The following is a 13,670-nucleotide window of genomic DNA, read 5'->3' on the forward strand; positions in this document are numbered from 1 at the left end:
ATGAGTGAGGCGAAGGGCGGGCGCAGCGCCCAACTCAAACACACCGGTCTGCGGCCGGGCTGGACGACCGGGGCTTGTGCGACCGCGGCCACGACCGCCGCGTACACCGCCCTGCTGACCGGCGACTTCCCCGACCCGGTGACCATCGTGCTGCCCAAGGGCCAGAGCCCGGCGTTCGCGCTGGCGGTGGAGGAACTCGCCGGGGACCGGGCGACGGCCGGCGTGGTCAAGGACGCGGGAGACGACCCGGACGTGACGCACGGCGCGCTGGTACGGGCCACGGTGCGCCGGCTGCCGCCGGGTTCGGGTGTGGTGTTCCGGGCCGGTCCGGGCGTGGGCACCGTGACCCGCCCCGGTCTGCCGCTCGACGTCGGCGAGCCCGCGATCAACCCGATGCCCCGGCAGATGATGCGCGACCACATCGCGCGGGTGGCGGCGGACCACGGGGACACGGGCGACGTCGAGATCACCGTGTCCGTCGATCACGGCGAGGAGATCGCCCGGTCCACGTGGAATCCACGCCTCGGCATCCTGGGCGGTCTGTCGATCCTCGGCACGACCGGGATCGTCGTCCCCTACTCGTGTTCGGCGTGGATCGACTCGATCCGCCGGGGCGTGGACGTGGCCCGCGCCGCGGGGCACACGCATGTGGCGGGGTGCACGGGGTCGACCTCGGAGAAGACCGTCGTCGCCGAGTACGGTCTGCCGGAGATCGCCCTGCTCGACATGGGCGACTTCGCGGGGGCGGTGCTCAAGTACGTACGCAGGCATCCGGTGGACCGGCTGACGGTCTGCGGCGGCTTCGCGAAGCTGTCGAAGCTCGCGGCGGGCCATCTGGATCTGCACTCCGCCCGCTCCCAGGTCGACAAGGCGTTCCTCGCCGAACTCGCCCGGCAGGGCGGCGCGGACGCGTCGCTGACCGCCGAGGTGGCGGACGCCAACACGGGTCTGGCCGCCCTTCAGCTGTGCGCGGCGGCCGGGGTCCCGCTGGGCGACCTGGTCGCGGTGGCCGCCCGCGACCAGGCGCTGTCGGTGCTGCGCGGGGCGCCGGTGGCCGTGGACGTCATCTGCATCGACCGGGCGGGCACGGTCGTCGGCCGTAGCGACGTGCGCTGACGCCGGCGGCGCCGCTCGTCAGCAGACGTGCCGGTCGCGCTCGGCCGAGTACAGGTGGCTGTCGCGGAACTGCTCGGCGCCCAGCGTGCGGCCGACCATGATGACAGCGGTACGAATCACCCCCGCGGCCTTCACCTGCCCGGCGATGTCACTCAGCGAACCGCGCAGGATCAGCTCGTCCGGGCGGGACGCCATGGCCACCACGGCGGCCGGACAGTCGGCCCCGTAGTGCGGCAGCAGCTCCTCGACGACCCGGTCGACGTACCGGGCGGCCAGGTGCAGCACGATCAGCGCACCGCTGCGGCCGAGCGTGGCCAGGTCCTCGCCGTCCGGCATGGCGGTGGCGCGGTGGGCGATCCGGGTGAGGATGACGGTCTGGCCGACGGTCGGCACGGTCAGCTCCCGTTTGAGGGCCGCGGCAGCGGCCGCGAACGCCGGTACACCGGGCACCACTTCGTACGGCACACCTGCCGCGTCGAGCCGCCGCATCTGCTCGGCGACCGCGCTGAAGACGGACGGGTCGCCGGAGTGCAGCCGGGCCACGTCCTGCCCGTTCTCGTGGGCGCGCACCAACTCGTCCGTGATCTCGTCGAGGTTGAGCTGCGCGGTGTCGACGAGACGGGCGTCCGGCGGGCATTCGGCGAGGAGTTCGCGGGGGACCAGGCTGCCCGCGTACAGACAGACCTGACAGGCGGCGAGCGTCCGGGCGCCGCGGACTGTGATCAGGTCGGCGGCGCCGGGGCCGGCGCCGATGAAGTACACGGTCATCTGTTCTCTCCTGACGAGGACGGTATCGAGGGGGTGCCGACGGGCTTGCGCACGGACCACTGGGTGACCGGCATGGCCTGGCGCCAGCCGGTGAAGCCGCCGACCGGCACGGCGTGCGCCACCGCGAGCCGCACCAGCTCGCCGCCGTGGCGCCGGTACCGCTCGGCGAGCAGCGCCTCGGACTCCAGCGTGACGGTGTTGGCGACCAGCCGTCCACCGGGGGGCAGCGCGTCCCAGCAGGCGTCGAGCAGCCCCGGCACGGTCAGCCCGCCGCCGATGAACACGGCGTCCGGCACCGGCAGTCCGGCCAGTGCTTCCGGTGCCCGGCCGGTGACCACGCGCAGCGCGGGGACGCCGAGCCGGTCCGCGTTACGGGTGATGCGTCCGGCCCGCACCGGGTCGCGTTCGACGGTGACGGCACGGCAGGACGGGTGGGTGCGCATCCACTCGACGGCGATCGACCCGGACCCGCCGCCGATGTCCCACAGCAGCTCGCCGGGCGCCGGGGCCAGTGCCCCGAGCGTGGCGGCGCGGACGTGCCGCTTGGTGAGCTGACCGTCGTGCTCGTACGCGTCGTCCGGCAGCCCGGGTACGGCGCCGAGCCGCAGCGCGTCCGGGGCACGACGGCACTCGACCGCGATGACGTTGAGCGGATCGCCCGCCGGATGCGCCCACCCGTCGGCCGTGCCCGTGACGCAGTCCTCGGCCTCGCCGCCGAGCTGTTCCAGCACGTGCATCGGGCTGGGCCCGAAGCCGCGTTCGCGCAGCAGCGCGGCCACGTCGGCGGGGGTTGTGGCACCCGCGCTCAGCACCAGCAGGCGTCGGCCTTCGTGCAGGGCGGCGGCCAGGCGGGCGGCGGGCCTGCCCACCAGCGTGACGACCTCGGTGTCCTCCAGCGGCCAGCCGAGCCGGGCACAGGCGTAGGAGACGGAGGACGGATGCGGCAGGACGCGGAGGTTCCCGACGCCCAACTCCTCGCAGAGGGCGCGGCCGATGCCGTAGAACATGGGGTCGCCACTGGCGAGTACGGCGATGCGGAGCCCCTGGTGCGCGGCCAGCAGCCCGGGTACGGCGGGCCGCAGCGGCGTGGGCCAGGGCACCCGCTGTCCCGCGCACTGCGGCGGCAGCAGCTCCAACTGCCGTGTACCGCCGATCAGCACCTCGGCGCGGAGCAGTGCCGTACGGGAGGTCCCGGTCAGTCCCGCCCACCCGTCGGCACCGATCCCGACGACGGTGGGCGCAGGGGGCGGGGGTATTGGGGGCTCTGCGGGGATCACGGTCGGTACCTCGGTGTTCGGGGGTTGGTAACTGGTCGCGGGGGAGCGTGCATAAGGTCGGTTTAGCTCGATCGTGTGATGGTCGGGTCGTGGGCTTGCGGTGCTCTGGGGTGGTCGGGGTAACGTCGCCGTGCGATCTGGCACGCCGGGTGCGGTGCACGTGTGCGGGGCCCCTGTGCGGACTCACTCCTGCTCACTGCTCAGGAACGGTTTGACGCAGCCGAAACTCTACTGTTCGCGCTGACCGCTGAGATTGTTCTGGCTGGGTGAGCATCGCCATACGTATGTCGGAACGTCCCTGCCCGGCCCACACGCCGGGCAGGGTGTGTTCAGGGCCGGGTCAGAAGTCGAAGACGGGCCCCGCGCTCGCCCCCATGACGCAGGCGTTCGGGTAGCTGCGCCGCCAGTCCACCGTGGTGCCGCTGTACGTCCCCTGCGCGGTGACCGTGACGGGGTCGTGGATCAGCAGGCACGGGTGCGGGTTGCCGGGCAGCTCGTCGAGGTTGCCTCCGGTCTCGTTCAGGGCGGCGCAGGCCTCCGCCGCCTTCGGGTGGTGACTCGTGAAGGTGGGCGGACACTGGAGGACGATGCCGCGGATCCAGGTGTTCTCGCTGCCGGAGACGGTCAGGAAGAGGCTGCTCTCCTGGGCGTCGGCGTGCGCGGCGGGAGTCAGGAGCAGGGGCGTGGCCAGGGTTGCGGCGGCCAGCGAGGCCGCGGCCAGACACCGGGCGGCGGAAGAGATGATCATGGTCTGGGTAACGAAGAGCCGGTCACGAGGACACGAGCGGTGTGCCCCGGATACGTGGCCTCACTGCTGTACGCGTGACCTCATCACCGGCCGGCCGGCTTGATGTTCTGGTTGGTGTGGAAGAAATTGTCGGGGTCGTACGCCTGCTTGACGGCCGCGAGCCGGTCGTAGTGGTCGCCGTAGGTGGCCCGTACCCGGTCCTGGGACTCGCCCGTGCCCATGAAGTTCACGTACGTCCCGCCCATCGACTGCGGGTGCAGTTCCTCCCAGTAGTCCACGCACCACTGCCTGAGCGTCTCGGCGTTGTCCGGGTCGGGGTCGACGCCCGCGATGACGCCGGACCAGACGGCGTCCCGGTACGCCCAGGCCGTGTCGTCCGGCCCGATCCGGTGGGCGGCCCCGTCGACCGGATACAGATGCGTCAGCGACAGGTCCGTGGGGAGGTTCTCCGCGTACTTGGCGTGGACGGCGATGGCTTCGTCCGTGATCCGGTCGAAGAAGTTGCCCCGCCAGTACCACTGCAGTCCGCTCGGGAGCAGTGCGTCGAACATGGTCTGGAGCGCCGGGTAGGGCATCGGCGAGGTGAAGTGGAAGGCGGGCGGGCCCGGTTCGGCCACGACCTTCAGGGTGGCTTCGAGGAGCTCGGGGCCACCGGTCCAGCACCAGACGACGCCGCACATCTTCTGATGGTGGATCTCCTCCGGGAACGGCGGGCCGGGCGGCACGGTGAACGCGGCGAAGAAGCCGTTCAGATCCTCGGGCGCCTGCGGCAGGAAGTCCCGGTACCACTCCAGGACTTCGCGGATCCGGTCGACCGGCCACACGGTGATCGCGACTCCCACGGTGTCGACGGGGTGCAGCCGGAAGTCGAAGGAGGTGACGATGCCGAAGTTCCCGCCGCCGCCGCGCAGCGCCCAGAAGAGGTCGGTGTTCTCGGACCCGTTCGCGGTGACGTGGCTGCCGTCGGCCAGGACGACGTCTGCCGCGAGGAGGTTGTCCACGGTCAGGCCGTACCTGCGGGTGAGATAGCCGTGGCCGCCGCCGAGGGTGAGGCCGCCGACCCCGGTCGTCGACAGGATTCCGGAGGGCGTGGCCAGGCCGAACGCGTGGGCGGCGTGGTCCAGATCGCCGAGCAGGGTGCCGCCGCCGACCCGGCCGGTCCGGGCGGCGGGATCGATGTGCGCCCAGCGCATCGGTGACAGGTCGAGGGTGACGCCGTCGTCCACCAGGCACAGTCCGGCTCCGCTGTGTCCGCCGCCCCGCACGGCGAGTTCGAGACCTTCGCCGCGGACGAAGTCCACCGCGGCCATGACGTCCGCCGCGTCCGTGCACCGCACCACGGCGGCCGGGCGCCGGTCGATCATGCCGTTGTAGATCGTGCGGGCCTCGCGGTACTCCGGGTCCTGCGGGCTGATGACCGGACCGCGCAACGCGGCCCTCATCGCGTCGAGCGTGGTGGAGTCCATGGCCGTCTCCTTGCCGCGGGTGCGGACCGCTGCCGTATCCACGCTCCCGCCGGTCGGAGGGCCGTGCAATCGGCAGACGCGGCGCAAAGAGCGGGATGCGGTGTCCGGCAGGTGAGGAGCGGTGGTCGGGATGCCCGGACGGGCGCACCATGAATCCATGGACCGACCGTTCCTGAGCAGTGAGCGGGAGTGAGCCCTGTGAGCCCGCCAGGGCGCCTCGCCGAGCCCGGCGAGGGCATCAGCCCGGAGGAACTCGCGCTCGCCGCCCGCAACCACGGTCTGCCGCTGGAGGCGCTGCGCTACGACATCACCCCGCCCGGAATGCACTACGTGCTGGTCCACTACGACATCCCCGAGATGCCGGACGGCTCCTCGCAGCTCACCGTGCACGGCAGGGTCCGGACGCCGCTTGCACTGGACCAGGCGGCGCTGCGGTCGTTCCCGGCCGTCACACTGCGCGTCACGATGGAGTGCGCGGGCAACGGCCGGGCCCGGCTCGTACCGCGGCCGGTGGGCCAGCCGTGGCTGGTCGAGGCGGTCGGTACGGCGGAGTGGACCGGGGTGCCGCTGCGGCTGCTGCTCGCCGAGGCCGGGGTGGAACCGGACGCCGTCGAGGCGGTGTTCTGCGGGGCCGACCACGGTATTGAGCAGGGTGTCGAGCAGGACTACCGGCGGAGCCTGCCGGTGGACGTGGCCACCGGCGATACACCGGAAGTGCTGGTGGCGTACGCGATGAACGGTGGTCCGCTGCCGCCGCAGCACGGCCATCCGCTGCGGCTGGTGGTGCCCGGCTGGTACGGCATGGCACATGTGAAATGGCTTCGGGAGATCCGGCTCACCGAGACCCCGTTCACCGGCTTCCAGCAGACGACCGCCTACCGCTACCGGCAGGAGCCCGACGATCCGGGTGAACCCGTCACCCGGATCGCTCCCCGGGCGCTGATGATCCCGCCCGGGTTCCCGGACTTCATGTCCCGGACCCGTTTCGTACGCCCCGGCCGGGTCCTGCTCCGGGGCCGGGCCTGGTCAGGGGAGCCGCCGGTCACCCGGGTCGAGGTGAGCACGGACGACGGCCGCTCCTGGTACGACGCCGACGTCGCCCCGCCGGAGGGGGACGGCAGACACACCTGGGCCTGGCAACGGTGGCAGGCGCCGTGGAAGGCGGTGCCCGGCACCTATGTCCTCAGCGCCCGTGCCACCGATGCCGGGGGCCGGGTCCAGCCCCTCACCCAGCCGTGGAACCGCGGCGGCTACGGCAACAACCTGGTCCAGCGGATCGCCGTCCGCTGCGTGCCGGGGTGAGCTCAGACGAGGAGTTTTGTCTTCGCCCGCTGGAACTCCTCGTCCGTGATCGCGCCACGGTCCTTCAGCTCGGCGAGTTTCGCCAGGTCCTCGACGCTGCCGCCGCTGGGTTTCGCCGGGCCGGGCGCGGGGCCGGTGGCGGCGGCTTCCCGTACGTACGCCTTGAAGGCGGCTTCCCGCTGCCTGGCTTCCTCGATGTCACGCTTCCCCATGGATTTACCGCGCACGATCACGTAGATCAGGACGCCGAGGTACGGCACGACCAGGGAGAGGATCAGCCAGCCCGCCTTGCCCCAGCCGCCGAGGTCGTGGCTGCGGAAGATGTCCGTGATGACCTTGAAGAGGAGGAAGAGCCACATGATCCAGAGGAAGAACCAGAGCATGGTCCAGAAGAGGTTGAGCAGGGGGTAGTCGTCCACGTTCCGCTCCCTGGTCGTCGCGTCGTTCGACTCGTCGCTTCGTCTCGGCGGCACAGCCCTGAACGACTGAATAACAAATCAGTCATATCACCGGATTTCACCCACCGCTCGCTGTCGTACGCACCGTTCCTCCGGGGCCGTTCCCGCGGAGGCGGCGCGGAGTACCGTGGAATGACCGAGGGAGGCGTGTGGCGTATGAGCGCCGCAGATGGGTCCGCCTGGAGCCCTATCGGGGCGATCGGCCGCGTCACCGTGCCGATCCCGCCGAACGGCCCCGGCGAAGTACTGGTGGCCGTACGGGGTGGGTCGGAGGCCTACACCGCATGGTCCGCGACGTCGATCGACAGGGACGTACGCGTCGTTGTCGTCGACTCGGTCTCGGCACGCGGCGTGATCGTCGAACGCCTGCCGTCCTGAACCGCGAACCGACGCCGGGGATCGACGCCGGGGGACGGTGACGGGCGGCGCCGCACCGGGACATCACGTCGAGAAGAGGCGTACGGCAGGAGTCCGCTCATGTTGTTCTGGCACGTTCCCGCGCCCAACGAGGCGATGCTCATCTCCGGATCGAAACGGCAGACGCACGACACCCAGTTCCGGATCGTCACCGGTCACGGCAGCTTCGTCGTGCCGGTGAAGCAGAGGGTGCGCATGCTCTCCCTGGCGCTGCGCGAGGCGGAGATCACCGAGGACTGCGTCACCCAGCAGGGCATCCGTCTCAACGTCCGCGCCGTCGCCGTCTTCAAGGTCGGTGACGATGCCGTCTCCATCGCGAACGCCGCCCGCCGCTTCCTGTCCGAACAGGACCAGATGGAGGAGCTCGCCGGCCGGATCTTCGCCGGACACCTGCGCTCCATCGTCGGCGGGCTGACCGTCGAGCAGATCATCCGGGAGCGGAACCGGGTCTCCCAGGAGGTCATCGCGGGCAGCCACGGCGAGATGGAGAAGCTCGGCATCGTCGTGGACGCCCTCCAGATCCAGGAGATCGAGGACTCCACCGGCTACATCAACAACCTCGCCGCCCCGCACGCGGCCGCCGTCGCCAGCCAGGCCCGGATCGCCGAGGCCAGGGCCGACCAGGAGGCGTCCGAGCGGGAGCAGCAGGCCGCGGCGCTCAAGGCCGAGTACGAACGGGACACCGCGATCAAGCGGGCCGGCTTCCTCGCCGAGACCGAGCAGTACAACGCCCGCGCCGCCCAGGCCGGACCGCTCGCCCAGGCCAGGGCCTCGCACGAGGTCATCGAGGAGCAGACCGCCCTGGCCGAGCGGCAGGCGGCGCTGGCCGCGCAACGGCTGGAGGCGGAGGTCAGGCGTCCGGCGGACGCCGAGGCGTACCGGCAGCGCACACTCGCCGAGGCCGCCCGGGACCAAGCGAAGTTCCAGGCCGACGGCACTGCGTACGCCGAACGGACCGTCGCCCAGGCGCAGGCCGACGCCAACACCGCGCGTGCCGCCTCGCTCCGGGACGGCAATCAGGAGCTGATCGCGGCCAACCGGATCGTGGAGAACCTGCCCGCCCTGGCCGACGCGGCCGCCCGCGGGATGTCGGGGGCCGACCTCACCGTGCTCAACGGCACCAACGGTGTCAACGAGATGGCGGCGGGCGTGGTCAGCCAGGGGCTGGCGATCCTCCACGCACTCCAGCGCGGTGCGAACACGGCGAAGCCGGTGGTCCACGCGAAGCGGGCCCCGCACATCACCGAATCGAACTGAGACCGACCGGCCGGTTCGGTTCCTCGGGGCAGTGGTTGGGAGCGGACGGGTGCGGGCGGATCAGCACATGGTCAACCGTCCGTCCCGGATGGCGTAGAGTTGTGTTCACCGACGCGGGGTGGAGCAGCTCGGTAGCTCGCTGGGCTCATAACCCAGAGGTCGCAGGTTCAAATCCTGTCCCCGCTACTGAAGAATCAGGCCCGGCACGCAAAGCGCGTGCCGGGCCTGATTCGTGTTTTCCGTCCCCCCTTCGGCCGATGCGGAGTCGCCGCGCGACGGGGCTCCGGCAAGCCTGGACAGTGGAGTGCGGCACCGTCCGCAGCCAGGCCCGTACTGGGCAGGAGACCGTGGGGCGTATCGGGCAGGAGACCGCAGGAGCCGCTGCGCGTACCGGGCAGGAGAGCACAGGTGGGGATGGCGGAGAAGCTGCGCGGGGTGCGGGGCGGGGGCGGCAGCCCTTCCCGGCGGGTCGTCCGCGCACTGCCGTCGTTGTTGATCGTCGCCGGGCTCGTGTTCGACATCCTCACCCCGCCGCCGTTCACCGCCGTGCCGCTGTTCGTGGCGGCCCCGCTGGCCGCCGCACCGTTCTTCTCACGGGCCAGCACCGTCCGTATCGGCGTCGCCTCGCTGCTCTCGATCCTCATCCTGCGGATCGAGAGTGGCACGGTGCTGCAGGTCGTGCCGTCCCTCGAGGTCATCACCGTGCTCACCGCCTCGATCCTTGCCCTCTTCATCAACGGAGTCGTAGAGCGCGGCAATGAGCAGCTGGCTTCGGCGCGGGTCATCGCGGAGACCGCCATGCGGGCCGTGCTGCCGGAGCCGAACGACTGGATCGGCGGGCTGCGGGTCGCCGCGCGGTACGAGGCGGCACAGGCGGACGAGTTCGTCGGCGGCGACCTGTTCGCCGTGGTGGACACCCCGCACGGCGTGCGGCTGGTGGTCGGGGACGTGCGGGGCAAGGGGCTCGACGCGGTCGAGGCGGTGGCGGTGATCATTGGTGCGTTCCGGGAGGTCGCCGAGCACGAGGCTTCGCTGGAGGAGGTGGCGCATCGGCTGGAGCGGGCGCTGGCGCGGGAGGGGGAGCGACGCGGCGGGATCGATCCGGTCGAGGGGTTCGTCACCGCCGTGCTCGCCGAGATCCCGCACGGTGGTGCCGAGGTACGGATCGTCAACCGCGGCCACCCCGAGCCGCTGCTGCTCCACCCCGACGGAAGGGTGGAGGTGCTGGTGCCGAGCGTGCCCGCGCTGCCGCTCGGCATGGGGCTGGGGGTGTGGCCGGACCTGGCCGACGCCTGGGGTCTGGCCGCCGGGACGACGCTGCTCGTCTACACCGACGGTCTCTCCGAGGCGCGTGACAAGCATGGGGTGTTCTACGACCCGGCGGCCCGGCTGCGTGGGCGGATCTTCCCCGGGCCCGAAGAGCTGCTGTCCGCGCTGACCGATGACGTACGGCTGCACACGGGCGGCAAGTCCACCGACGACATGGCGCTGGTCGCGGTCGTACGGCCCGCGGAGGGGCAGCCGGAGCGGCGCAGGACCGTGAAGATCGTGAGGCGCGGGCAGGAATGAGGCGCGGCTGCGGTGAGCGCACGAGGGCGATGCAACCGTGCGTAATCGAGGAGTGCCGCTCTGCATAACGTTTGACGCAACGTCAGAAAGACAGTAGTGACTGAGGCCGGGTCAACTCGCCCGATTCCGACCGGTTGTGTCCAGTAAAGTCCAGGCCAAGATCGTGGACGATCAGTAGGAACAGCTTGGAATCAGGCCTGTGCGTCTATTAACGTTCGATAACGCAGCGCGGTCGTCCCAGCCGTCGTCAGTGGCGGCACCGTGCGCGAGCGCCGAATTCCGCAAGGGAACCGGGGAACCACCTCCATGGGGTGAATCGGACACCTGTGTCTCGTGAGAGGCAGAGGAATCCGTAGGAGACCTTCCTGCTCCGAACCCGTCAGCTAACCCGGTAGGCGAGAAGGAAGGAAAGGAGTGCGCCTCCGTGGCGTCCAACAAGCCTGCCCCCGAAGCCCCTTCCCGGTTCGGCTCCGACTTCACCACTGAGTACGCAGCCGCGACGGGCACCGAGTCCGGCACCGGGCTCACCGCCGAGTTCGGGACCGAAGGCCTCGGAGAGACCGACCGGGCCTGGGAGGAATGGAACCCCACCGAGGAGTCCGTCCGCCCCGTACGCGGCAGGCACCGCGTCGCCAAGCAGCGCAACGGGCTCGCCCGTAGCTCCACGGTTCTCGGCGTCGGCGTCATCGCGGCCGTCGGCGCGGGCGGCATGGCCACCGCGCAGAGCAAGCCGCCGGTCTCCATCTCTCTTCCCGATTCCCTCGCGGAAAAGCTCCCCGACGCCAACTCCCTCCCCGGCGTGGGCGCGCTGTTCTCCGAGGAGTCCGCCACCGACCAGGCCCAGACCGCCGCCGCACCGCTGACCAGCGCGGGCATCACCACCGCCGAGGCCGAGCAGGGCGCCACCGACGCCGGCGAGGCGCTCCGCGCCCGCATCCTCCAGCAGGCAGAGCAGCAGCAGAGCGCCGCCGACGCGGAGGCCAAGGCGGCCGAGGAGAAGGCCGCCGCGGAGAAGGCGGCAGCCGAGGCGAAGCAGAAGCAGGACGTCGCCGAGGCCAAGGCCGAGGCCGCGAAGAAGAAGGCGGAGGAAGAGGCGAAGGCGAAGGCCGAGGCCGAGCGGCTCGCCAAACTGGCCGCCGCCTATGCCATTCCCACTTCCTCGTACACGATCACCTCGACCTTCGGCGTAGCCGGTTCGATGTGGTCCTCCGGCTACCACACCGGTCTCGACTTCGCGGCGCCGACCGGCACCCCGATCAAGGCCGTCCACACCGGCACCATCAAGTCGGCGGGCTGGTCCGGCTCCTACGGCTACCGCACGGTCCTGGAGCTCGAGGACGGTACGGAGCTGTGGTTCTGTCACCAATCGTCGATCGACGTCAGCGCCGGCCAGAAGGTCACCACCGGTGACACCATCGGCCGCGTCGGTGCCACCGGAAATGTGACGGGTCCCCACCTCCACCTGGAGGTCCACACCCCGGGCGGCACGGGCATCGACCCGATGACCTGGCTGCGCGACAAGGGCCTCACGGTCTGACGCGATGAACGCGGGCCGGTCCCACCGGCCCGCCACCGATCCCCGGCAGTCCTGACGCTCACCCCCCGACGTCAGGGCTGCCGGTTCGTTTGGCCACGGCTTTCGCGTGCGCCATGCATGGAATAGCAGCACCGCCGGAATCTGCTGATCCGCTTATGGCCGCTCTCCGCAGACTGGGCTCTTCCGGCCTTCAGGTCTTCCCGCTCGCCCTCGGCGGCAACGTCTTCGGCTGGACCGCCGAGGAGACGCAGTCGTTCGCCGTCCTCAGGGCGACAGGTACGGGTTGTGGCCGCCGTACGGCTGGTACTGCTGCGGAACCGGCGCCGGGGCCATGTAGTGCGGGCGCAGACGGCCCGTTGCCTGCGCCGCGTACGCCAGGGCGGGGGCGGCCACGTCCCGGCGCTGCCAGAGATGGTGCAGCAGTTCCAGTTCACGTGCGGTGAAGTCCGGTTCCGCCGCCCCGCGGCCGGCCCGGCGGCGCAGGAACGCCAGGGACGTGGCGAACGACTCGTACTCGGTGACCGCCCGCGCCGCCGCCTTGCCGCGCGCCTTGGCCTCCGCCTTGGCGTGGCTCCGTACCTGAGCCGCGATCCGGCTGTGAGTGCCGTGGGCGGGGCCGTAGGCAGAGGCGTATCCGTAACCCGGGGCTCCGTACTCCGCTTGCGCGTGCTGCTGGCGCGCCAGGTCCCGGGCCAGGCCGCGGGCCCGCATCGAGGAGAGCGCGAGCGGCTCGGCCGGGGTCAGCCAGCCGGCGGCCGCGTACGCGGGCAGTTCGGTCGCCAGGGTGCGCAGCTCCCGCTGGCGCGACCAGACCGCCAGCCAGGTGACCAGTCCGAAGACCGGGACCATGAACACTCCGTACACGACATAGAAGCCGTACGGGCCGAACGTCCCCGAACCGTTCCACAGGGCGTGCATGCTCATGGCGAGGATCAGTCCGAGCAGCGGCAGCGCGATGCGGCGGATGCGGTGGCGGCGTGCGCTGAGCGCCGCGAAGCCGAAGCCCAGGCCGGTCAGCACGGTGAAGAGGGGATGCGCGAACGGCGTCATCACCCCTCGTACGAAGAAGGTCGCGGCCGTCACCGACGCCAGGCCCGAGTTGCCGATCTGCTGGTCCTCGCCGAACGCGTTGCCCAGGTAGAGGATGTTCTCGGTGAAGGCGAAGCCCGTCGCGGTGAAGCCGGCGACGACGACGCCGGCGACGACACCGCCGAAGTCCCGTCGCCGGAACAGGAAGATCAGCAGGACGGCCGCCGCCTTCGCGCTCTCCTCGACCACCGGCGCTATGACCGTGGCCCCGAGAGTGTCCGCGCCCGCCGGGTCCGCGGTGGCCGTCGCGATCCAGCGGGTCGCGAACGAATTGGCGATGATCGCGACCAGGGCGGCGGCGCATGCACCCCAGGCGAAGGCGAACAGCAGATTCCGCCAGGGTTCGGGTTCGACCCGGTCCAGCCAGCGGAACGCCGTCATCAGGAGCGGGACGGGCAGCACGGCCAGACCCAGCCCGACCAGGAACCCTTCGGTGCCGGTCTGGGCGCGGACCAGGGCCAGGATCACCAGTCCGCACAGCGCGAGCACCGTGAAGACAGCAGCGATACGGAACGTCTTGCTCCGCCAGATCATGCCGACACGGCGCGGACGGTAGCGCCACTGGCCCCGCTCCGGCACGGCCGCCAGGATCTCGCCGACCCGCTGCTCCTCGAGGAGCGGGACGGCCGGCTGCGGCTGTTGCTGCTGGACAGACCCGTCGGACAC

Annotated in this window: 12 protein-coding genes, 1 tRNA gene, 1 pseudogene and 1 riboswitch; of the genes and pseudogenes, 8 read left to right on the forward strand and 6 right to left on the reverse strand. The window is 71.1% G+C overall.

Features of this window, described 5'->3' with window-relative positions; genetic code table 11:
* On the forward strand, positions 1 to 1,116 hold the full coding sequence (locus ACIBB8_RS24765; RefSeq protein WP_398955540.1) for a cobalt-precorrin-5B (C(1))-methyltransferase: 1,116 nt from the start codon (positions 1 to 3) through the stop codon (positions 1,114 to 1,116).
* Positions 1,117 to 1,134: 18 nt separating this feature from the next.
* On the opposite strand, the gene cobM is transcribed toward ACIBB8_RS24765, so the two are convergent.
* The 4 genes from cobM to ACIBB8_RS24785 all read right to left on the reverse strand — a co-directional run bounded on the left by cobM (position 1,135) and on the right by ACIBB8_RS24785 (position 5,375).
* Positions 1,135 to 1,884 (reverse strand): precorrin-4 C(11)-methyltransferase, encoded by a 750-nt coding sequence (cobM, locus tag ACIBB8_RS24770; RefSeq protein ID WP_366134491.1) that lies wholly within the window; start codon positions 1,882 to 1,884, stop codon positions 1,135 to 1,137.
* The gene (gene cbiE / locus ACIBB8_RS24775) at positions 1,881 to 3,158 is read right to left on the reverse strand and encodes a precorrin-6y C5,15-methyltransferase (decarboxylating) subunit CbiE (protein WP_398955580.1); all 1,278 of its coding nucleotides are present in this window, start codon (positions 3,156 to 3,158) and stop codon (positions 1,881 to 1,883) included. Before cbiE ends, cobM begins: the two co-directional genes overlap by 4 nt.
* A 343-nt stretch (positions 3,159 to 3,501) precedes the next feature.
* Positions 3,502 to 3,909 carry an SSI family serine proteinase inhibitor gene (locus tag ACIBB8_RS24780; RefSeq protein ID WP_398955542.1) on the reverse strand — a complete coding sequence of 136 codons (408 nt, stop codon included), beginning with the start codon at positions 3,907 to 3,909 and terminating at the stop codon, positions 3,502 to 3,504.
* Between the two features lie 83 nt (positions 3,910 to 3,992).
* A complete protein-coding gene (locus tag ACIBB8_RS24785) occupies positions 3,993 to 5,375 on the reverse strand; it encodes an FAD-binding oxidoreductase (RefSeq protein ID WP_398955544.1) in 1,383 nt (460 codons plus the stop codon).
* A gap of 198 nt (positions 5,376 to 5,573) precedes the next feature.
* Here ACIBB8_RS24785 and ACIBB8_RS24790 point away from each other — a divergent pair, with 198 nt between their 5' ends.
* A complete protein-coding gene (locus ACIBB8_RS24790; protein ID WP_398955546.1) occupies positions 5,574 to 6,677 on the forward strand; it encodes a sulfite oxidase in 1,104 nt (367 codons plus the stop codon).
* A gap of 2 nt (positions 6,678 to 6,679) precedes the next feature.
* On the opposite strand, the gene ACIBB8_RS24795 is transcribed toward ACIBB8_RS24790, so the two are convergent.
* The gene (locus tag ACIBB8_RS24795; RefSeq protein ID WP_398955548.1) at positions 6,680 to 7,096 is read right to left on the reverse strand and encodes an SHOCT domain-containing protein; all 417 of its coding nucleotides are present in this window, start codon (positions 7,094 to 7,096) and stop codon (positions 6,680 to 6,682) included.
* Between the two features lie 195 nt (positions 7,097 to 7,291).
* On the opposite strand from ACIBB8_RS24795, the gene ACIBB8_RS24800 reads away from it, so the two are divergent.
* From ACIBB8_RS24800 to ACIBB8_RS24825, 6 genes and pseudogenes are all read left to right on the forward strand, one after another.
* Positions 7,292 to 7,513 carry a hypothetical protein gene (locus ACIBB8_RS24800; RefSeq protein WP_358858281.1) on the forward strand — a complete coding sequence of 74 codons (222 nt, stop codon included), beginning with the start codon at positions 7,292 to 7,294 and terminating at the stop codon, positions 7,511 to 7,513.
* Positions 7,514 to 7,612: 99 nt separating this feature from the next.
* The gene (locus tag ACIBB8_RS24805; RefSeq protein WP_398955550.1) at positions 7,613 to 8,809 is read left to right on the forward strand and encodes an SPFH domain-containing protein; all 1,197 of its coding nucleotides are present in this window, start codon (positions 7,613 to 7,615) and stop codon (positions 8,807 to 8,809) included.
* A gap of 112 nt (positions 8,810 to 8,921) precedes the next feature.
* Positions 8,922 to 8,995, forward strand: a tRNA-Met gene (locus ACIBB8_RS24810).
* Between the two features lie 228 nt (positions 8,996 to 9,223).
* Positions 9,224 to 10,378 (forward strand): PP2C family protein-serine/threonine phosphatase, encoded by a 1,155-nt coding sequence (locus ACIBB8_RS24815; protein WP_398955552.1) that lies wholly within the window; start codon positions 9,224 to 9,226, stop codon positions 10,376 to 10,378.
* Between the two features lie 260 nt (positions 10,379 to 10,638).
* A riboswitch (cyclic di-AMP (ydaO/yuaA leader) is annotated at positions 10,639 to 10,791 on the forward strand.
* A gap of 11 nt (positions 10,792 to 10,802) precedes the next feature.
* Positions 10,803 to 11,915 (forward strand): M23 family metallopeptidase, encoded by a 1,113-nt coding sequence (locus ACIBB8_RS24820; RefSeq protein WP_398955554.1) that lies wholly within the window; start codon positions 10,803 to 10,805, stop codon positions 11,913 to 11,915.
* 155 nt (positions 11,916 to 12,070) lie between these two features.
* A pseudogene (locus ACIBB8_RS24825) lies at positions 12,071 to 12,188 on the forward strand (aldo/keto reductase); the annotation flags it as partial.
* Here the strand turns inward: ACIBB8_RS24825 and ACIBB8_RS24830 are convergent.
* A complete protein-coding gene (locus ACIBB8_RS24830) occupies positions 12,180 to 13,670 on the reverse strand; it encodes a PrsW family intramembrane metalloprotease (protein WP_398955556.1) in 1,491 nt (496 codons plus the stop codon). The pseudogene ACIBB8_RS24825 and the gene ACIBB8_RS24830 sit on opposite strands and share 9 nt — an antisense overlap.

The organism is Streptomyces sp. NPDC051286, assembly GCF_044455345.1.
Classification (GTDB): Bacteria; Actinomycetota; Actinomycetes; order Streptomycetales; family Streptomycetaceae; genus Streptomyces.

Bases quoted from the DNA above. Each gene is read 5' to 3' on its own strand.
- ACIBB8_RS24765 (WP_398955540.1), top strand. From the start codon at position 1: ATGAGTGAGGCGAAGGGCGGGCGCAGCGCCCAACTCAAACACACCGGT.
- cobM (WP_366134491.1), bottom strand. From the start codon at position 1,884: ATGACCGTGTACTTCATCGGCGCCGGCCCCGGCGCCGCCGACCTGATC.
- ACIBB8_RS24780 (WP_398955542.1), bottom strand. From the start codon at position 3,909: ATGATCATCTCTTCCGCCGCCCGGTGTCTGGCCGCGGCCTCGCTGGCC.
- ACIBB8_RS24785 (WP_398955544.1), bottom strand. From the start codon at position 5,375: ATGGACTCCACCACGCTCGACGCGATGAGGGCCGCGTTGCGCGGTCCG.
- ACIBB8_RS24800 (WP_358858281.1), top strand. From the start codon at position 7,292: ATGAGCGCCGCAGATGGGTCCGCCTGGAGCCCTATCGGGGCGATCGGC.
- ACIBB8_RS24805 (WP_398955550.1), top strand. From the start codon at position 7,613: ATGTTGTTCTGGCACGTTCCCGCGCCCAACGAGGCGATGCTCATCTCC.
- ACIBB8_RS24815 (WP_398955552.1), top strand. From the start codon at position 9,224: ATGGCGGAGAAGCTGCGCGGGGTGCGGGGCGGGGGCGGCAGCCCTTCC.